Consider the following 19,474-nt stretch of genomic DNA (forward strand, 5'->3'; position numbering starts at 1 on the left):
GTCTAAGAAGAGTAAGTTCGAATATCTTATTAAGAATGTTATTGCTCAATTGACTACTTCTTCTATTAAGGCCGTGTAGAGAGAAAAGCTTTGAGTGAGGATGTTATATCTTGAGTTTCCAGCGAGGTGGATGTCAGTTAATTGTGCGATTTCTTTCGCTTTAATTTGAATGTTTTTTGTGAAAAAGGTCTTTTGATTTGTGTTGTTATCACACGCCAATTCTCATATTCAGTCTTTTAGGTGCATATAAAAAGATATTAAGGCATTTATTGCCCAAAATTAACGGTCTTTAAAACGGTAAGGCGATTTTTTTGGAGTGGGAAAAAGAATTTACAGCTAGCTTTATTGAGAGTAAGAGGGTGCGCCATACGGCTTCAGGTGAGGTTTTATGGCCACCTCTCGAGTTTATTTCTCTGAGGTGGCGCTTCTCGAAGTTATTTAAAGGATTTTAATACTTCGCGAATAGGGTACAGGATATCGCGAGCCAATTGCTGGCTTCGTGCTGGAGACCAACCTTCTACTGGGTCTGGTAGATTGTCGTTATCCTTAAACGGCATTTCCAAGGTCAACGCTAGGGTGCGGAACTGGTGGCCGGCCCATGCGGTGCCAATAGTGAGATTGGCCTCGCCGGGTTTGTCCAGCTCATAACCGTGCTCGGTTTGGAAGTCAGGGCTGATTGCCTCGTAGGCCTGTTTAAAGGTCTCTTCCAGTTTCGCATGGCGCTCGTCATAGCCGGGAATACCCTCACAAGCGGCGACAAAGTTGTAGGGGAGCGCCTCGTCACCGTGAATATCCAGGAAGATATCCCCGCCGAGTTCCAGCATTTTTTCTCTAACCAGGAACACTTCTGGGCTGCGCTCCATAGTTGGATTGAGCCACTCACGGTTCAGGTTGGCCCCAGCGGCGTTGGTGCGCAGGTGACCGCGAACGCTGCCGTCGGGGTTCATGTTGGGAACCACGTAGAAAACAGTATCCGCGAGGAGTTTCTGGGCCTGGGGGTTGGCATCATCCAACAGTGCTTCGAGGAAGCCTTCCACAAACCACTCCGCCATGGTTTCCCCGGGGTGTTGGCGTGCGATCATCCATACACGGTGTTTGGCACTCTCGGCATCTCCGATTGTGAGCATGGTCATATCACGTTGATCGAGAGTTTTACCGAGGGTTTGGATCTTCACCCGCTCATTACTCTGGGCCCAGGCCAGCAGGTCAAGGTGGCGCTCCCAGGAGTAGGGCGCGAAGTAAGCCAAATAGATGCTGGGCTCATCCAGGGTTACGGTAAAGTCGAGGGTTTTGCCATCGTAGTTGGCTCCGATACGGAACCAGTTCTGGCGGTCATAGGAGGCGCATACCCGGTAGTTCTCCCAACCTTCCGGGTAGGCGGATTTGCCTGCATTGACAATACTCAGTGGATAGCTGGCGCCCACCTCACCTTCTAGCCGAAAGTGAAACCACTGGTAGAAATCGGAGTTGTTATCCTGGCGTATAGCCAGCTCAATCGGGCTGCTTTCAGCGTTGATCACTTCGATATTGCCGCTGTCAAAGGCACTGGTTATGTACATGTAGTGAGCTCCACTCTTGTTGTTGGGCGCAGGATACAGCTCTGGAGGGATTTTTTCAGGGGGAGAGTGGGGGATTTCGCCACTTGAGGGTGCAATTTTGCGCTCTCTGAAATTAAAAAAGCACGGTACCGCATTCGATACCGTGCTTTAGCCATTCCATGGCGGCACCCGCTACGACTACTGCTCCCTGAAATTTCCGGTGTCGGACCCCTGGCGACTGCTCACTGCCCGGCCTGATCACAAGTGCGTCACTCCACACTGTCAGAAATCGAATACTTCTCCTTAACATCCCGCAACAAGTGCTGGTTAAAGTTTAGGCAGTACCATTGAGCAATTGTTGTACGTTGGTGCAGATAGGCGTAAATTTGCTTATCTTTCGCCCCGCCGATAATGGGTTGATTGAGGTGTACTGGGGGAAGCTCAAAGGCTTGGCGGAACTCATTTCAGGGGGATATACCCGCCTGGATACTATTTTCAAAGTCAATAATAGAGGTAGGCCATGAATAGAAATCTCAAGCGTGGCATCGTATTCAGCGGTCTGTTGACCGTGGTGATCAATATGAGTGCTTGTGGTTATATTTTATACCCTGAGCGCAAAGGGCAGAGTGGTGGGAGAGTTGACCCCGCCATATTGATACTGGATGGGGCGGCACTACTGTTTGGCATTATTCCCGGAGTGGTAGCTTTTGCGGTGGATATCACAAATGGCACCATTTATTTACCGCCGGGCAGTAGCTCCGTAATCGACCGTCACGTCAGTAGCCTGGACGGAGGCGAAGTGCGTCAGGTAACCGACGAAGAGGGGCAGGCCTGGGTTGAGATGCCGATAGAAACTTTCACCTCGGAAGAGAAGACCCTACAGAGCCTCGGAGAAACTTTATCCGATGTCACCGAAAGCCAGATTGACGCTAGTGATATCGTTTGGCTTGAGGACTCTGCGGCCTTGCGGGCTGCGACTACTACCCAGACCGCATCGCGCTAAATTTTTCGACTTCTTTTCCTAGAATGATGGGGACTCCAAGTTGGCACTTGTAGTCCCTTGTTCCTGCGTTGTTTTCTCTCCCAGTGAGCACTGGCTCAATATAGACCTTCTAGCCCCAAAGGAACCACGCTGGCCGCCAGTAGTAGGCCCATGAGGATATTAAACAGCCGTAGGTGATTGGACTCTGTTAGGAATCGCTTTAGCCCTATCCCAAAGAACAGCCAAATAGCGACACAGGGACCGCCTATGGCAATAAAAGACAAAGCGATCCGCACAATGTCTTTCCATACTTCTCCATTTGGGCTGGTAAATGCTGCGAGTGCGCCTATAGCCATAATCCAGCCCTTGGGGTTGACCCATTGAAAGGCGATGGCTTGAAAAAAAGATAACGGCTGGCGATCACTGGCGGAGTCTATCTCACGAGTGGAGGCGATAAGCCAAGCTAGATAAAGTAGGTAGCTTATGCCAATCCATCGGATAATTTCATGAAGAATGGGAAACTGGCTGAATAGCGAGCCGAGCCCTAGCCCCACTGCAACGATCATCGCCGGAAATCCGAGCCAGATCCCTAGAAGGTGCGGCAATGAGCGGCTGGCTCCGTGATTAAGCCCTGATGACATAATCATCAGGTTATTGGGGCCGGGGGTGATGCTGGTGGAAAAGACAAAAAGAGCGATGGGTAACAGCGTTTCTATCAAGGGAGCCTCGGGTTCCATTTTGGGCGTCATGCTAAGATGCAGGCAAAGCTGGGGAAGCACAAGTGAAATTGATCGATAGCCACTGTCATTTTGATTTTGATATTTTTGAGCCGGACCGGCCCCAGGTTTGGCAGCGTTGTACTGATGCAGGAATTAATCAATTGATCATTCCCGGTGTTTGTAAATCGCAATGGCAAAGGCTTGCGCATTTGGTCGACAATCAGCCGCAATGGCATGCAGCTGCAGGTGTTCATCCATGGTGGCTCTCAAAAAATTGTGAGGAAGAGCGAGATTATAGGGGCGAGGCCGAACTGGGCAGGATGCTGGCTGAGCACCTAAAGCAAAACCAGTGTGTTGCCGTCGGGGAGTGCGGCCTGGATGCGGCTATAGCGACTCCCCTGGAAAGTCAGATGGCTGTATTTAAAATTCAGTTGGAAGTTGCCAGCGATTTACAATTACCACTTATTCTACATGTGCATCGAGCGCACAACGAAGTGCTCAAGCTATTGAAGCAATACCACCTCCCTCGGGGAGGAGTAGTGCATGCTTTTAGCGGTAGTGAACAGATGGCCATGGAGTATTGGAATATGGGCTTTTATCTGGGTGTTGGTGGCACTATCACTTATAGTCGCGCGGCGAAAACCCGTCGAACGGTTGCACGAGTACCATTGGAGAGTTTGATATTAGAATCCGATGCGCCGGATATGCCGTTGTCAGGCCGGCAAGGACAGCGAAACAGCCCGGAAAATCTACCATTAATAGCTGCTGAGCTAGCAGCTTTGCGCGATGTTTCCCTGCAGGAAGTGGCCACTGCAACCCGAAAAAATACTGAGATGTTATTTTCCCTATGAGTTTTTCCGCAGAACAATTCAAAAAGCAGTTTCCACTTTTTGCCCAGGAGGAAAATGCGGGTCTTGTCTATCTGGATAATGCGGCCACCACGCAAAAACCGCTATCGGTCATTAATGCGATGCGGGATTACTATATTAATAGTAGTGCCAATACTCATAGGTCCAGCCATCGACTTGCGCGCAAGTCTACTGAAATGGTTGAGCAGGTGCGTGATAAAGCCAGGCAGTTTGTGAATGCCGCGAGTGCAAAAGAAATCATTTTCTGTCGCGGTGCAACTGAGGCCCTGAACCTACTCGCTCATTGTCTTTGCAGTGAATTAGAGCCCGGCGATGAAATCGTGATTTCCACGGCTGAACACCACGCCAATATCGTACCCTGGCAGATGGCGGCCAAGCGGCATAATCTGATCCTGCGTTATGTACCACATACTGCTGGAGTTCCCCAGTTTGATCGATTGGGGGAAGTGTTAAATGAACGTACCCGAGTGGTATCTCTGACAGGGGGTTCTAACTCAATAGGCCTGCGTCCTGATCTCTCGTTAATACGTCAATTACTGCGGCGCATGCACATAATGTGGGTCGTGGATGGAGCACAGTTAGCCGCTCACGAAGAAATTGATGTGCAGAAAATTGGCTGTGACTTCTTTGTTTGTTCTGCGCATAAATTTTACGGCCCCAGCGGGATAGGTTTTCTCTATGGTCGGGAAACCCTTTTGGAGTCGATGCCACCCTGGCTCGGTGGGGGTGAGATGATAGCCGAGGTAGAGTTCCAGCAGAGCCGCTACGCCGAATTACCGCATAAGTTCGAAGCGGGCACATCACCACTCGCTGCTATTGCCGGACTGGGTGCCGCACTAGATTTTCTCTCCCGCCAGGATCGTGTCGCCATGGCCGAACACGAACAACGGCTGACACGCATGCTGCACCGGGAGCTAAGTGCCTCCCCAAACTTTCGCCTGATCAGCCAAGTTCACCATAACCTGGGAATCATTGCATTTGTACCGGTCCATGGTAGTGCTACAGATTTAATGCATTGGCTGGACGAACGGGATATTGCTGTGCGAGTGGGGCATCATTGCGCACAAATACTAGGGCGAATCAGTGGTAATCAGGTTACGGTGCGCGCTTCCGTGGCTGCCTACAATACCGACAGTGACGTCAGGGATTTTTTGCAGGCTTTAGATGATTACTGCGAAGTTCAGCAGTTGGCCACATCAGATGAGGAAGTAGAATCCACTAGCTGGACCAGAGATGATTTCTCCCTGCTGCAACTTGAGCGCCTGGCTTCCCATCGAAATTGGCAGGAGCGTTATCGAGAGCTATTGCAGTGGAGCAAAGTGGTTTCCCGCAAGCCGGAGATCCGTAATCCCGAGAATCTCGTGCGCGGCTGTGAATCGGAAGCCTGGTTGGTACACAGGGAGATTGATGGGCGTCATTTCTTTGGGCTCGATAGCGATAGCCGGGTGGTAAAAGGGCTCGGAGCACTACTGCTCTCGCAGATAGATGGTGGCACTGCGGAGGAAATTGAAGCGCTGGATCTGCCCCTGCTGTTTAAAGAGTTGGGGCTTAGTAAGCACTTGAGTCAGTCTCGCAGCAATGGATTTTACGCCTTAATGCGCCGAGCTTTTCACCAGGTAGAGAGCGGTGAAAATCGATTGTGATAGGGTTATTAGTTTTGGTTAATCGGGCTCAGGATCGGGGGCTTACCAAGGGTTTTGGCTTTTAGGCCGAACAGTAAGCGTAACAAAGACACCCGACGAATTATATATTCGTGAATAGTGAGACAACCTATCACCGTTATAAAAAAGACCAGTAGTGGCTCAATAACGGGCCCCAAGGATAACCCTTTGAGCTCAAAGAGCGCGGTAACAGTAATGGTCTGATGCAGGATATACCAGGGGTAAACTGCCTCTGTGGCATAGGGCAACCATGTAAAGGGGCGGTTCAGATAATAGTGCCCCCACGCCAATACTGCCAGCAACCAAAACCAGCGGTTTGCATAAATAACAATCAACTGAATTAAAGATTGCTCAGGAAACATATCCCCTTCCAATCCCCGATCGAACAGCAGGAACAGGCAAAAACAAAGCGGAGCCGCAACCAGCAGGAAGAAGCGCAGGCGCACGAGCAGCTTCCATGGGGCTTTATTACTTACCAGCAGATAGCCAAGTAAAAAGAAGGTAAAAAACTGTGCATGGGTATACCAATCACCAACAACGGCGTAGTTAATCCCACCAAAAAGTGGGAAGAGGTAGAGACCGTATAAGGTGAGGGGCAGTAGTGGTATGAATAGAAGCTGCCATACCTTGAGACCAGCTATCCAGTTGTCCATTTTCGCTTTGTAGGCTCGTAGAAAATAAGCCACTGGGATAATGACTAGCGTGTAGCAGAGCAGGTAGGGTAAATACCACAGGTGATTCCAGGTGAAGCCGACATGGCTGCCTGCAAAGCTATCCGCCGGCCAGGGCTGAAACGTAAAGTATTGCCAGAGGAAACTCAGGTATCCTGGCTCTATAACGCCATTGGAGAGTGCCTCATAATAGGCTTGTGGTGGCACTACAACTAAAATGCCGAAGAGAAGCGGGATAAGCAGTTGGCGCAACCGCTGGAGTAAAAACCGAGCGCTCCCCAGTCTACCAAGCAGGAAGTAAGTTGCGGCCCCAGAAATGAGAAACAGCAGTGGCATACGCCACTGGTTGACTGCCAACATCAGGATCTGAAGCGACTCACTCTGGTGAGTGCTCTTTACGTGCCAGCCCCATTCGGCCACGTAGGCCATTCCCTGGTGATACAGAATCAGTAGGCCAAAGGCCAACACGCGGAGGGCATCGATGTCATGGCGGCGGTGGATGACTTTTTGCATAGCTTCCTTCATTTGGATTTGAATCGAGTCCCGCTATGTTCAGTGGGGAATTGCCCTGCCAGCCAGCTAAAAGACGTGAGATGCACTGCTAAAGGTGTGAATGGTGGTTTTCAGGGATGAGTTGAGGCTAAGCTACCGGCGAAACTGCATGGGGATTGGAATAAATGACGGTACAGATGTACCTGGCGCGCAGACGGCAGATCGAAATAGTGCTCTGGATTCTGTTTTTAATTGTGCTTTGGTTGGTGCAATTCACAGTGGTGTACCTGGAGCATCTCGGAGGGGAGTCCAGGTTTCAGCCCTGGGAGTTTCTGGTTTGGGAGGGGACCAGCATTTTTGTGGTGGGGTTATTATTCCCGTTGATTTTATTCTGGGATCGTCGCTTTCCCCTAAATAAGGAAACACTCTCTCGCCATTTAATTATTCACCTACTATTGACTCTGCCTTGGTCGCTTTTACATGTTGTTGCCATGGTGGCACTGCGTACGGTGATCTACTCTCTCGAAGGTGGTTCCTACAATTTTGGTCATTGGGGAATCGAGTTTTTCTATGAGTACCTGAAAGATTTCCGTACTTATGGCTTTCTACTGGGTTCTGTCTATTTCTATCGTTTTATCCTGCGTCGTATGCAAAGTGAGCCGGTTCCACGCTCGCATGACGGGCGGCTAACAGACTCGGTTGAGCGCCCCGAACGCCTTTTAATAAAGAAGCTGGGTAAAGAATTTTTGGTGAATGTGCGAGATATTGAGTGGGTGGAAGCTGCGGGGAATTATGTAAATTTACATTTGGGAGACAGAATTTATCCCCTTCGCGATACCATGGTAAAGTTACTGGAACGTTTGGACCCAGATGACTTTGTGCGAGTGCATCGCTCCTATATTGTGCGTTTGGATTCAATTGCCGAGATAACTCCCCTTGAAAGTGGGGATGCGCGTATTTGCCTAAAAGGTGGTCAGCAAATCCCTGTGAGTCGACGCTATAGGGATTTGCTCAAGGCTCAGCTTAAGCCGAATTAGCTCGTACCTTTTGCCTGTAAAAGTCGCTCTATGGCTCGGGAGGCTGCCACAAAGCCAAAAGTGCCCGTAACCATAGTGGCTGCACCAAAACCACCACTGCAGTCTAATTTGACCCCGTCTTGCATGGCACTTTTCTGCTGGCAAACTTCACCATCGGGTTTTGGATAAACCATCGCTTCGCGAGAGAAAATGGCGTCCACGCCGAATTGACGTTTGCTGCTTTTTTGAAAATTGTGAAAACGGTAGAGGTGCTGGCGCACTTTGGCCAGCATGGGGTCGTTGATGGTGCGGCCGAGGTCTGCACACTCAATAGCCTGTGGTGAGCGCTTTCCGCCGGCGGAGCCAACGGTTATCAGGCGCAACTTGCGCGCCTTGCAGTAGGCTACCAGGGCGGCCTTTACTCGTGCATTGTCGATGGCGTCGATCACAATATCAATCTGAGCTTTATCCGGGTTTATCAACTCGGCCAGATTGTCTGTAGCGATAAAGTCGTCGATAGAAGAGACGTTAATTTCGGGGTTGATCTGCCTGAGTCGGTCGGCCATAACCTCAACTTTCATCTGCCCAACGGTAGAGGATAGGGCATGGCACTGGCGGTTTGTGTTGGTGATACAAACATCGTCGAGGTCGATTATTGTCAGGGCACCTACACCACTGCGGGCTAGTGCCTCTGCGGCCCAGGTACCCACTCCGCCGATACCGATGACTACCATATGGGCCTGGTTCAGTATCTCCAGGGCATGATTACCATACAGGCGGCCGATACCGCCAAAGCGTTGCAGGTATTGTTCAGACAGACTCATTGGGATTCTTTTCCGATACTTCTTCGAGAAAACGGTGTTTTTGTGCCGCAGATGGCAACAAGCAGCTAGCGCGCCGACCAAACCAGCGGTAGCGATTGCGCGCTACAAGATCGTACAGCCAGTCCCGCACTGGGCGCGGAATGTAGCGTAAAAATGCAAGGTAACGCCAGTAGCCATCGAGGCCGGCGGAGATACGCAGGGCCGCTTCGCTCTTATGGTATTGCAAGAAGGCGCTCCCCTGGCGCTCCAACAGGATCACACTCTCATAGGTTTGCAGGGGTAAACCTAGCTTCCTCAAGTAATACTGACCTGCTTGAGACTGCACACGGCAGAGAGTGAAGCGACAATGCGGATCATACTTAAGGAGTAGGCGACTCCAGCCGTTGCAGAGATTGCACTGGCTATCGAAAAGAACGATTTTCTCTGGTGTAGAAGGGGGTATAGGGGCCATCGGGGAGGAGCTGGCGACCCAGAGGGCCGCCGAGCGGCTTAGTGCACGTGGCCGTGGTCGATCTCTTCTGCAGTCGCTTCGCGTACGGAGATGACTTCGATCTCAAAGTGCAGCTCTACCCCGGCAAGAGGGTGGTTGCCATTAATGGTGACTTCATCGCCATCAATATCGATAATTTCGACTTCGATAGGGTGGCCATCGGTACTTTGGGCATGGAAAGCCATACCGACCTCCAGCTCTTCTACGCCGCCAAAGGCACTGCGTGGCATGGTTTGGATCAGCTCAGGGTTTTGTTGACCGTAGCCCTCTTCAGGAGAGATCACGGCAGTGAACTTGTCTCCAGGCGCCTTTTCCAGCATTTCCCGCTCGAGGCCAGGAATGATGTTGCCCACGCCCTGCAGGTACTTGAGTGGCTCCCCATTGGCGGAGGAGTCGATGACTGTTCCGTCTGCATCTTTCAGGGTGTAGTTGATTTCCACAACTGTGTGGTTGGCAATCTTCATGGATAGTCTCTGATTGAAGAGTGAGTGAAGTAGCGCTTACCGCTGCGCTGGAAAACGGTAGGTAAAGGCTGTGAGGAAGTAATTGTATTGAGAGGTTACACACGCCGCAACTTGTGCGGCGCAAGGGGTATCAACAAGCGATGGAGAGGTCTTGTTCGCAGCCGCCATAAAGACTGCTCGCTGCCTGTATAAGATTTGTACTAAGCTGCCATGGAAACTCCAGCTCTTCAAAGCGGGCCTCGAGGTATTCGAGCAGGGCATCAAACAGGGCTGGATTCAGACCGCGGGCTAGAAAACTGGCGCGACTACTGCGGTCGGGCTCGGGTTGTTCAGAGAAGGCGTGGTTTAGAAATTGTGCCTGGCGACTTTGTTGTTTGCGGTGATCACAGGTTTCGTAACTGGAAAGGTGGCGGCCTATGGTTTCGTAAAATTCATTGACTGTTTGACAGACAAATTTAGCACCACCGACCTGTTCTAACAGGCTGTTCATATCTCTCCCCCCGGTGAGCAGTTGGTACTGAAATATAAAATTCCGCAGAGCCGAAAAAATATTGTGATAGAAAAAATGCACAGAATGCATTGGCTCAAATACGGTACAACATTAATTGCTGTGCAGCGTAAGTCATATTCTCTTGGACTGCCAACGTACGTTAAGAAAATTGTCATTCTGTTCGACAGGTAGTTACCCATCGTGCTTTTAACTACGCCAAATAAAAAAACGCTATTTATGTTAGTGTTTTTTATCTCTTTATTCTGAGTTTTTCAGGGCAGGTGTTAGACTGCACGATTGAGCCAAATAAAAAATTGCAACTGATTGGATTGAATTATGGCAAGCATTTTTACACAAATTTTGAATGGGGACTTACCGGGACACTTTATTTGGAGGGATGAAAAAGCGATTGCAATTATGACCATTTCCCCCATCAAACCGGGGCATTGTCTGGTAATCCCGGTTGAAGAAATTAATCATTGGGACGAAGTACCTGCAGAGCTTGCGGCGCACCTGATGTTGGTTGCACAAAAAGTCGCCAAAGGACTGAAGGCAGTGTATTCCCCTAAGCGCGTCGGAGTAATGATTGCCGGTTTGGAAGTACCACATACTCATATTCATCTGATTCCCGTCAATGAGCTGACTGACTTCGACTTCTCCTTGCAAAGGAGTGCAACACCTGAGCAGCTAGCGGCCGAAGCAGAGAAGATCCGTAGCGCCCTAAAGCAGCAGGGTTGTCCGGAGGCGGAGTGCGCTTGATGAGTTTTCTGGACTCATAAGCTGACTGGTTAGTCCCTTTTGTGCCTGCAGATTTTTTCTGGAGGCACTGCATCCAATTCGTATACTCGGGTAGTCAAGTAATACGTGACAGTGATAAAGATGAGAATTTGACAATGGCAACCACTAGAAAAGCTTTTTTAGCCCCGATGTTTGCTCTGCTGGCCTTCTTTGCCCTTAGCAGTGCCGTCGCTGAGGCTGAAAAAACGGAAAATAAAAACTTCGATGTCAGTGGATTTACCCGAGTTTCCCTGCGGGGTAGCTCCCATGTTGAAGTGATTCAGGGGGACCATTTTGCCGTAAATGCGACTGGCCCAACTGATGTAATGCCTCACGCTAAAGCGGAGGTGAGAGGCAGTACGTTGGAGCTGTCTGTGGACGACAACACTCAGAACTGGTTTGGTGTGATCACCATTACCCGGGACCTGGATCAGAAGGTACAGTTCACGGTTACCATGCCAAAGGTTGAGGGAATCGAGGTGACAGGTTCCGGCCAAGCTGTGGCGGAAACCCTCGAAAGTGAAACGCTTGACCTAAAAGTCACAGGCTCTGGCACCGTGCGCGTTGCCAAAGCGGCAGCAGAGAATCTCAGCGCTTATGTTACAGGCTCTGGGGATCTGATCCTGGATAAGGCATTGTCCGTCAGCAGTGAAATTGGCATCAGTGGTTCTGGGGATATTTTCCTTGGTGGAATCACCGGAGAGAAGCTCACAGCAGAAATCAAGGGCTCGGGGGATATGCGAGTTGGCGGTCGTGTAGCCGACGTTAACATTCGAATCATGGGTTCTGGTGACTTTGTTGGCCGTAGCTTGCGTGCAGATAACGCCAGTGGTTCTGTGATGGGGTCCGGGGATATCGTCCTCAAGCGCCCGCAGAAAGATTCTTTTTCCGTAATGGGATCGGGCGACGTTGCACTGGTAGACTAACCCCCGCTGTCAAACTTCATAGCTGGCACTGTCTATGAGACAGTGCCCACCTTTTTAGGGCCTCATTTTCTTCGGCCTAATTTTCTATTTTGGAAGTGAACTCCCCATGGAATCGCAGGTGACAGGGATTGGGCAGGTGAGCCTGGAAGACCCTTCAGATCAAAGAGATAAACGCAGTCGACGCCTCAAGGAAAAACTGCGCCACTGGGGGCGGGGGGCACAGGAAAAATCTCATTGGGTTGCCGAGCGCCTCATGGATCGCCGTGTCTGTGTGGGGGTGACGGGCTTGAGTGGTGCGGGTAAGTCGACCCTGCTCACCAGTCTCATTTATCAGCTGAGCCACCCACAGAAAGCGCAGTTGCCCGGTTTTGCCCCTGCACTAAACGGAGACTTACTGGGCGCGGAGTTAAAGCCTGCCCTCGATTCCGGCCTGCCAGTATTTGATTATGAAAGCTGCCTGAATGCCTTGATGTCAAACCCGCCCAGGTGGCCGCAGAGTACCCGCGATGTTTCGGCAATGGAATTGCATATTCATCTTAGACGCCACCGCCGTTTTCGTGGCAGTGGGCACAAGACCCTGATTCTGGAGCTGCGGGACTATCCGGGTGAGTGGTTAATGGACCTGCCGATGATGCGAATGGATTTTCGCGATTGGTGCCGGCATCAGGCCCATGTCATTGGAGGCGACACGCGCGCAGGGTTGGCGCCGGAGCTGCTGCAGCGTTTGGCTGCGCTTTCTCCTCAGGCTGAAGCAAAGGAGTCTGAGCTAACAGCCTTGTGGCGAGACTATCGCCAGTTTCTCTTGGATTGTCGTGGTGAGCGCAAACTCAGCTATCTGCAGCCAGGGCGCGCGCTTTTGGATGATGAAGAATACCGTGTCTTACCCCTGCTGGACCTCAGGGGCTTTAGCGCCGATGAATTGAGGCAGTTGCCTGAGAGCAGTAATTACCAGGTTCTGCGTCGCCATTATGAAACCTATGTACATGAAAGGGTGGCCCCTTTTTTGGAGAGTCACTTCAAGCATCTCGACCGTCAATTGGTACTGGTGGATATGATCGGAACCCTGTTTGCCGGCGAGCAGGCCCTGGAGGATATGCGCCTGGCGTTTACCCATATTGCCGATACCTTTCGCTACGGAGAGTCCGGCTTGCTGAGCAAATTATGGCGACCAAAGGTGAATCGTCTGTTATTTGCCGCTACCAAGGTTGATCAGGTGCTCGCTGCCGATCACGACGCCCTGCGTCAGCTACTGGGGCAACAATTGCAGCAGACATTTACCGGAGCGCGTCACCGCGGTTTACCAATTTTTAGTGAAGCGATTGCCGCCGTACGTTGCTCCCGCGAGGATCAGCGCAATGGTCGGCGCATGCTGGTGGGGCATGATCTTAATGGGCGTTATCTGGGTTTTGAGAATGCCGAGATATCTTCGCATCTTCCTAGTGAAGAGGGCGGCTGGAGTCATTACACCGATGCCGCTCCGCCCCAGTTGCTCCCTCCGCAGGGGATGGATGCCGGCTCCATTCCACATATCCGTGTCGATGCGCTCTTGAATTTGCTGCTTGGAGATAAGGTCTGATGGGCGATGAGAATAAAGAGGCGCCACGCCGAGTAACCCGAATAGAGTCTTTACAGGAGCCAGAGAGAGACACTCCTCACAGGGATACAACCCGTGTAGAAAGCCTACACGAAGAGGAGGGGGACATTCCAAGATCTATCACTACAGGAGAATCTCTACCCGATAGGATTGCCTTCTCGGAACTGCGCTTGCCTGTTTTTCGCCTTAAATGGTTAAAGCCGGCACTGCTCTCATCTGTTGCATTAATAGTGGCTGTCCTCGCTTGGGAATTGCGCCAGTTATATACCTGGGCCGCGGATAAACACTGGGGGCTCGGTATTCTCGCCGGTGTAGTGATTGTAAGCTTCGCCGCTGTAATTATCAGCGCTCTGTGGGAGTTTTTCCGTGCTGGGCAGCCGCTGCGCAAGCTGCAAAAAACACAGGCCATGGCGGCTGAAATGCGGGAATGCCGCAGTCATGAGGAGGCGGAATCTTTCCGTCGGCAGTTGCAAGAGCATTTCTCGGCGAAGCCTCAAGGGGTGCTGCTTAACCGAGTATTGGACGACGCACCGGATTACTATGATAGCAGTGAGTTACTGCAGCACCTTGAAGTCACCTTCCTCAATGCTCTTGACCAAGAGGCGCAGCGCCGTGTGGTTCGCCATGCAACGACAACGGGTGCATTGGTGGGCCTCAGTCCTTTTGCCAGTATCGATATTCTGGTAGCTCTGCGCCAGTCGTTACGAATGATTGACGACGTAGCTCAAATTTATGGTGTGCAGCCATCGATTGTGGTGCGTTGGCGCCTTTTCAAGAAGGTCCTCGCATTGGTGGCCTATAGTGGTGCCAGTGAATACGCTATCAGTGAGGTGTGGCCAGACTTGGTGGGAGACAGTCTGGCTGGTACAGTTTCCGCGCGCCTCGGGCAGGGTGTAGGCGCAAGCCTGTTTATGGCGCGGATCGGGCTCGCCGCCATGCAAAGCTGTAGGCCTATCCCCTTTGCTGAAAAGCAGCGCCCGCGCTTATCTGCATTAATAAAGCGCATTGGCATCGGGTTAAAGGAGCGTATGCCAGAAGTTTTCTCTGTGGTTGGGTTTGGCAGTCGGGGTGCGCATACGCCCACTAAGTCTGGAGAGAAGTTTTCACGAAAGCGTTGAACTTGCCGGAGGGGCCCGCAAGGGTTGCGGGCCGAGAGTTTGTGGTGAACTGTGGCAGAGTCTTATTGGAACTGCTTTTTCATAAGTAAGCGCGTATGGTGGCGATCAACCAGTTCTGCCAGTGTGGCAAAGCGGCGCTTGATAAAGGGGGTAGGGTTGTTATTTCCGGCATCGTCCCGGTATTCGACACCAGAGCGCACGTGTTGCAGTTCCCGGGTTAACTCAGTGATCGCCGAAAAGATATTTTGAGTGTCATCCTGGCTATAGAAAACGTAGGTGCTATTGGTATCTACCAAATAGGCATTGCACTCATTTAGCCACTCTAGACGCTGCTCTAGAAAACGGATGGTATTGCGAATACCGCCTTTATACTCCGGATTGAAGTGCTCATTCACGTACTTGTCCAAGCTGCGCATGCCTGACCCTACAAATTGCTCCACCACGCTGTCACAGTAATTTTCAGTGAGGTAAGCGGGGTGGGTATTGGCATTGCTTGGGTTGCTTGTGATTAGCAAAGACAAAAGTCCCAATGTTTTGAGAATGGCTAAAGAAGGAGAGTTCATTGTCTTGCCCATGGGTTACTCTTTCCAGTGACTGTTATTCTATCCGCCAAACCCGCTCGGTTGTTTTAACACTTTGTTTGACGAGGTATTTTTTGTGATAGTTATCACATGAATATCGAAGCGGCCAAAAGGAGTCAACGGTTATTAAGTACAGAATGGCAGCTCTGACGCAAAAGGTGTGTTGTGAGAGCTGTCTGCTATAGGCTTTATCTGGGATTGAAATTAGAGACTGAGGTTTACTTTGGCTGAATATGAATTTGACCTTTTTGTGATTGGGGCGGGCTCAGGTGGTGTACGAGCCTCGCGCATGGCCGCTGCGCAAGGAATGAAGGTGGCAGTGGCTGAAGATCGCTATATGGGGGGCACCTGCGTAAACGTGGGTTGCGTCCCCAAAAAATTATTCGTTTATGCCAGTGGTTTTAGTGAGGATTTTACCGATGCTAAGGCTTATGGCTGGGAAAGCTCTTCCGCTGAATTCCACTGGCCAACTTTGCGTGAGAATAATGCTCGTGAAGTGTCCCGGCTCAACGATATTTACCGCAATTTGCTCGCAAATTCTGATGTGACTGTCATTGATGGGCGTGCCAAAGTGATAGGCCCCAATACTGTCTTGGTGAATGGCCGTGAATATACTGCCCAGAGAATTTTGGTGTCGACAGGCGGTTGGCCTTTTGTCCCAGAAATTCCCGGCAAAGAATTCATCTTAACCTCCAACGATGTATTCGCAATGGAAACTTTCCCCAGTAGAGTACTTGTTGTTGGCGGGGGGTATATCGCCGTTGAGTTTGCGGGTATCTTTGCGGGATTGGGAGCTGAAGCACATCTTTCCTACCGCCGTGATTTATTCCTTCGGGGCTTTGATCGTGATATTCGCCACTTTGTTCGCGATGAGATGGTGAAGAAAAATATCGATTTGAAATTTAACCATCAAGTGAGCGCCATTGAAAAATTGCAGGATGGCAGCTTCCTAGTACATGCCGAGGACGGCTCCAGTTTGAATGTGGATATGGTTCTCTATGCGACGGGCAGGGTTGCCAATACCGAAGGTCTTGGTTTGAAAGAGCAGGGGGTGGTACTGCACAGAGATGGCACTATTTCAGTAGATGATAATTTCCGTACTAACATTCACTCTATTTATGCCCTCGGAGATGTTACTGGTGAACCGCAGTTGACTCCCGTGGCCCTTGCAGAAGCGATGGCTCTAGTGAAGCATTGGCGTACCGGAAAGACAGCAGAAATTGATTACAACAATATTCCTACTGCAGTATTTTGCCAGCCAAACATTGGTACTGTGGGGCTGTCCGAAGAAGAGGCGAGAGACTCTGGGGTTTCGGTTACTGTCTACAAGTCGGAGTTTCGCCCCATGCGCCATACCGTGAGTGGAAATACTGAGCGCACACTGATGAAGCTGGTGGTCGATGCCGATACCGACAAGGTGATTGGCGTGCATATGGTAGGTGATGATGCCGGTGAGATTATCCAGGGCTTGGCTGTGGCTCTGAAGGCGGGTGCGACCAAGAGAGTCTTTGATGAGACTATCGGAATTCACCCAACGGCCGCAGAAGAATTTGTCACCATGCGTACACCAGTAGGCGGTTGATTTTACTTCCGTATCTTACGTTTAAAGTCGTTTGGAATGCAGATCCACATAGTTCTTTACCCCCAGATTGACGCAAAAACGGCGCAAATGCGCCGTTTTTGTCTTTGCGGGATTAATCTCCCTTACTCTTCCTCAACTACTTCGTAAAGCGCCTGATGGCGCTGCGCTTTTCTGCGCTCGCTGCGTTCTTTCAGGCAGCGTTCGGCGGAGGCAAATGTGTCATTCACGGCCCGGTGGATGGACTCATTTTCATTACTGATGGTCACGGGATTGCCACTAATAGCAAGTTCAAGTGAGGCCTTGTATTGCTTGCCTTTGCTTTTGTGTTGGTGGGGAGCTTCCAGAACTACACGACTATGTATGATGTCGCCACAATAACGTTCCAGTTTGTGTAACTTTTTAGATACCGTGTTTGAGAGGGCGGCTGATTTGTCGATATCGCGGAACACAATGTTATCGTTAGGCGCAGATTTCATGGATAAATACCTCCGGTTATAGGAAACCATGCAGGCCGCTTGAGCGGTTTGCTATTCAAAGAAGGTAGGGCGCCCTAGTTGGGAGGGGTCGGGTCCGCAGTTGAATCGCCGAGTCGCCGGTAGCGCAACGAATAATTGCTGTCTGTACAGCTCTGGGTGTTTTACGTCCGGGTCGGGTTTTCCGCTGTGTCCAGCGATCGTCTCCCTGTTACCCATAATGCTTCCGCTAAAAAAAAAATCAAGCGCTATCGCTAGAAAATGTCACATAAAATTCGGCGAAGCGTCATTAGAGCGTCTTTGACTCTTAGTTTTTAGGGATTTTTTAACAAAATGGGTACAAGAGGTGGACGCGAGGTCATTGCTCGCGAGCGCTGGCCTGCGTAAAATTGGCCGTAATGGGCAGGGGGCTTGAATGTTTTGAACAAAATTTAACCTCCGCATTTTTATCTTACGAATGTCGAAAAATCGAAAAACGGGTTCTGGACAATGGCGGTAAAGCGGTATTGCTCGCTCTTCCTGGCGGGCTTGGTAGTTTTTGGCGGGGTGGCAGCGCAGGCGCAGTCAAACCTCACAGTGGAAAAAAACCGACTGGCACGCCTGGAGCAGTCCCTGGAAAACAGGCAGGTTGAGCTGGAAGATATTGAGAACGAACTGCTCTCCTATGAATATAAGCTCGAGCGTGCACGGGAGTCTCTCACTGAGCTTCGCAAGGAGTATGAAGCGAGCCGTGTTGAACTTGAGGAGGCGCGCCGGATTCATGAATCCAATGGAACCTCGGATTCAGAGCGCCGTCTAACCAAGGCCAAGCACGGTTTTGCCATGGCCGAACGGGGCGTGGACAGCCGCAGTCGCCGATTGGAGTTTATTCAAACCAACCATCAGGAGTTGCTGGCTAGACTGGACGAAGAGAAAAAGGTAATTGCTGAAACCAAGGCAAAGATCTCTGATCAGCAGGATAAAATTGGCCAAGTGGTGGACACTATGTTGGCCAAGGCCGAAGCATCCGAAAGACGTGCGGCCTTAGCAAGGCGCGCTAAAGCCGAAGAGGCGAAGCCAAAGCCGCCTAAATTGAAGACGGCTGCAATTGAGAAGCCCCAAAAGCGGCAGGAAGAGCCGGAACCAGCCCCAGTCCTCAAAAAGGAGATCGACCCCGAGTTACTTGCTTACGTTAAGCGTGAACAGAAGCGTTTAAACGATTTGCTCTCCGATAAAGAGGGAGAAAACAAGCAGACTTTCCGTAACTTAGTTCTAAAACCATCTGGTGGTGAGTACCAGTCTTTTGAGTTTCTGGGAAAAAATCAATATCGCCTGGTCGCAACGGTTGAGGCGGGTCGGCAGACCTACAAAATCAATACCTGGAAGTTTCGCCGTACAATTCCTGCCGAAGATGATGGTGAGCGCTATGTCTTTGTCTTTGATGCGCGCCGCTTATCCCGACCCCGGTTGGTGATGTATCCAGAGTACGCTTTAGATGCTCTTAAATAGTATTTCGTAAGCCCGCCCTGTGCGGGCTTTTTTGTGGTTGTGGCAGGCTATTCAGCGTAAAGATTCACTTCCAGCAAGGGATGGTAATGACTTTGCTCTACTTGGGGGGTGCTCTGGTAGAGAATGATATTTTTAGCCAGAAAGGGGAAGTCCAAGCTAAGTGGTGCAAGTTGTCGAAATCCCTTTTTACATCGCGCCAGAGTGATATGTGGCCGATATGGCTTACTTTCTGGCTCCATACCTAATTCACTAATAAGTTGTTGGCACTTCTCATTGAGCGCAGTCAGGTAAGGATTTGGTAACAATTCTATAGCAAGACAGCTGGATTGCGGTCTAGGGAACGGGTTAAGAGAGTGAATGCTGCTTTGGAAGCTTTTCACGGAATGTGCGAGCTCAATAATTCCTTGCTTCAGGTGTGGGACCTTTTCTTTTTGGGTGTCTCCCAGAAAAGCCAGGGTTAGGTGCCGGTTAGCGGGGCTAGCCCAGCGAATGTGACTGGCACTAATTCCTTTGAGCTGCTCACGGCAAAGATCGGTTATGCCCTCTAGGAATACTTGCGAAGCATCGTCAGGTCGTATGCCAATAAATAGTCGACAAGTTGATTGCTCCGACAAACTTTCTTTTTTTTGCATTTTTCCTCTTAATCGCCTTGAAAAGTAGTTTGTAAACCATATTTATTGAGTGCGGGCGGTGGCTTTGAATGAAAGCGCCCCGCGGGA

General features: G+C 50.5%; 20 protein-coding genes. 10 read left to right on the forward strand and 10 right to left on the reverse strand.

Annotated elements, in window-relative coordinates; translation table 11 throughout:
- Window positions 1–434: 434 nt before the first annotated feature.
- A complete protein-coding gene (locus tag ACXAFI_RS05985) occupies window positions 435–1,559 on the reverse strand; it encodes a M14 family metallopeptidase (RefSeq protein ID WP_475108058.1) in 1,125 nt (374 codons plus the stop codon).
- Window positions 1,560–2,058: 499 nt separating this feature from the next.
- Between ACXAFI_RS05985 and ACXAFI_RS05990 the strand changes: the two genes are divergently transcribed.
- Entirely contained in the window at window positions 2,059–2,541 is a 483-nt protein-coding gene (locus ACXAFI_RS05990) for a hypothetical protein (protein ID WP_475108059.1), read from the forward strand.
- Window positions 2,542–2,636: 95 nt separating this feature from the next.
- Here the strand turns inward: ACXAFI_RS05990 and ACXAFI_RS05995 are convergent, their stop codons facing one another.
- Window positions 2,637–3,269, reverse strand: coding sequence for a LysE family translocator (locus ACXAFI_RS05995; RefSeq protein ID WP_475108060.1), 633 nt, complete (start codon window positions 3,267–3,269; stop codon window positions 2,637–2,639).
- A 32-nt stretch (window positions 3,270–3,301) separates the two neighbouring features.
- On the opposite strand from ACXAFI_RS05995, the gene ACXAFI_RS06000 reads away from it, so the two are divergent.
- A complete protein-coding gene (locus ACXAFI_RS06000) occupies window positions 3,302–4,090 on the forward strand; it encodes a TatD family hydrolase (RefSeq protein WP_475108061.1) in 789 nt (262 codons plus the stop codon).
- Window positions 4,087–5,751 (forward strand): aminotransferase class V-fold PLP-dependent enzyme, encoded by a 1,665-nt coding sequence (locus tag ACXAFI_RS06005; RefSeq protein ID WP_475108062.1) that lies wholly within the window; start codon window positions 4,087–4,089, stop codon window positions 5,749–5,751. Before ACXAFI_RS06000 ends, ACXAFI_RS06005 begins: the two co-directional genes overlap by 4 nt.
- An 8-nt stretch (window positions 5,752–5,759) precedes the next feature.
- On the opposite strand, the gene ACXAFI_RS06010 is transcribed toward ACXAFI_RS06005, so the two are convergent.
- On the reverse strand, window positions 5,760–6,953 hold the full coding sequence (locus ACXAFI_RS06010) for an acyltransferase family protein (RefSeq protein ID WP_475108063.1): 1,194 nt from the start codon (window positions 6,951–6,953) through the stop codon (window positions 5,760–5,762).
- A gap of 164 nt (window positions 6,954–7,117) precedes the next feature.
- Here ACXAFI_RS06010 and ACXAFI_RS06015 point away from each other — a divergent pair, with 164 nt between their 5' ends.
- Window positions 7,118–7,969, forward strand: a complete 852-nt coding sequence (locus ACXAFI_RS06015; RefSeq protein ID WP_475108064.1) for a LytR/AlgR family response regulator transcription factor — start codon at window positions 7,118–7,120, stop codon at window positions 7,967–7,969.
- On the opposite strand, the gene tcdA is transcribed toward ACXAFI_RS06015, so the two are convergent.
- From tcdA to ACXAFI_RS06035, 4 genes are all read right to left on the reverse strand, one after another.
- Complete coding sequence (gene tcdA, locus ACXAFI_RS06020) at window positions 7,966–8,772, reverse strand: tRNA cyclic N6-threonylcarbamoyladenosine(37) synthase TcdA (protein WP_475108065.1); 807 nt, start codon at window positions 8,770–8,772, stop codon at window positions 7,966–7,968. The two genes, ACXAFI_RS06015 and tcdA, sit on opposite strands and share 4 nt — an antisense overlap.
- Window positions 8,759–9,223, reverse strand: a complete 465-nt coding sequence (locus ACXAFI_RS06025; protein ID WP_444919405.1) for a thiol-disulfide oxidoreductase DCC family protein — start codon at window positions 9,221–9,223, stop codon at window positions 8,759–8,761. The genes tcdA and ACXAFI_RS06025 overlap by 14 nt, the downstream gene beginning before the upstream one ends.
- Before the next feature lie 38 nt (window positions 9,224–9,261).
- Window positions 9,262–9,726 carry an FKBP-type peptidyl-prolyl cis-trans isomerase gene (locus tag ACXAFI_RS06030; protein WP_152454109.1) on the reverse strand — a complete coding sequence of 155 codons (465 nt, stop codon included), beginning with the start codon at window positions 9,724–9,726 and terminating at the stop codon, window positions 9,262–9,264.
- A gap of 130 nt (window positions 9,727–9,856) precedes the next feature.
- Complete coding sequence (locus tag ACXAFI_RS06035) at window positions 9,857–10,216, reverse strand: globin family protein (protein WP_152454108.1); 360 nt, start codon at window positions 10,214–10,216, stop codon at window positions 9,857–9,859.
- Window positions 10,217–10,552: 336 nt separating this feature from the next.
- On the opposite strand from ACXAFI_RS06035, the gene ACXAFI_RS06040 reads away from it, so the two are divergent.
- From ACXAFI_RS06040 to ACXAFI_RS06055, 4 genes are all read left to right on the forward strand, one after another.
- Entirely contained in the window at window positions 10,553–10,975 is a 423-nt protein-coding gene (locus tag ACXAFI_RS06040; protein WP_152454107.1) for an HIT family protein, read from the forward strand.
- A 134-nt stretch (window positions 10,976–11,109) separates the two neighbouring features.
- On the forward strand, window positions 11,110–11,919 hold the full coding sequence (locus ACXAFI_RS06045) for a GIN domain-containing protein (RefSeq protein ID WP_475108066.1): 810 nt from the start codon (window positions 11,110–11,112) through the stop codon (window positions 11,917–11,919).
- A gap of 106 nt (window positions 11,920–12,025) precedes the next feature.
- Window positions 12,026–13,495, forward strand: coding sequence for a YcjX family protein (locus ACXAFI_RS06050; protein WP_475108067.1), 1,470 nt, complete (start codon window positions 12,026–12,028; stop codon window positions 13,493–13,495).
- Window positions 13,495–14,631, forward strand: a complete 1,137-nt coding sequence (locus ACXAFI_RS06055; RefSeq protein ID WP_475108068.1) for a TIGR01620 family protein — start codon at window positions 13,495–13,497, stop codon at window positions 14,629–14,631. The genes ACXAFI_RS06050 and ACXAFI_RS06055 overlap by 1 nt, the downstream gene beginning before the upstream one ends.
- Window positions 14,632–14,693: 62 nt before the next feature.
- Here the strand turns inward: ACXAFI_RS06055 and ACXAFI_RS06060 are convergent, their stop codons facing one another.
- Window positions 14,694–15,206, reverse strand: a complete 513-nt coding sequence (locus ACXAFI_RS06060; protein ID WP_475108069.1) for a hypothetical protein — start codon at window positions 15,204–15,206, stop codon at window positions 14,694–14,696.
- Window positions 15,207–15,435: 229 nt separating this feature from the next.
- Between ACXAFI_RS06060 and gorA the strand changes: the two genes are divergently transcribed.
- A complete protein-coding gene (gene gorA / locus ACXAFI_RS06065; RefSeq protein ID WP_475108070.1) occupies window positions 15,436–16,794 on the forward strand; it encodes a glutathione-disulfide reductase in 1,359 nt (452 codons plus the stop codon).
- 122 nt (window positions 16,795–16,916) lie between these two features.
- On the opposite strand, the gene ACXAFI_RS06070 is transcribed toward gorA, so the two are convergent.
- Window positions 16,917–17,270 (reverse strand): HPF/RaiA family ribosome-associated protein, encoded by a 354-nt coding sequence (locus ACXAFI_RS06070; RefSeq protein ID WP_152454101.1) that lies wholly within the window; start codon window positions 17,268–17,270, stop codon window positions 16,917–16,919.
- Window positions 17,271–17,756: 486 nt separating this feature from the next.
- On the opposite strand from ACXAFI_RS06070, the gene ACXAFI_RS06075 reads away from it, so the two are divergent.
- Window positions 17,757–18,755, forward strand: a complete 999-nt coding sequence (locus tag ACXAFI_RS06075) for a coiled-coil domain-containing protein (protein ID WP_475108071.1) — start codon at window positions 17,757–17,759, stop codon at window positions 18,753–18,755.
- A gap of 47 nt (window positions 18,756–18,802) precedes the next feature.
- Here the strand turns inward: ACXAFI_RS06075 and thpR are convergent, their stop codons facing one another.
- On the reverse strand, window positions 18,803–19,387 hold the full coding sequence (gene thpR, locus ACXAFI_RS06080; RefSeq protein ID WP_475108072.1) for an RNA 2',3'-cyclic phosphodiesterase: 585 nt from the start codon (window positions 19,385–19,387) through the stop codon (window positions 18,803–18,805).
- Window positions 19,388–19,474: the final 87 nt, after the last annotated feature.

The sequence above is a fragment of the Microbulbifer sp. ABH2_005 genome, assembly GCF_056160005.1.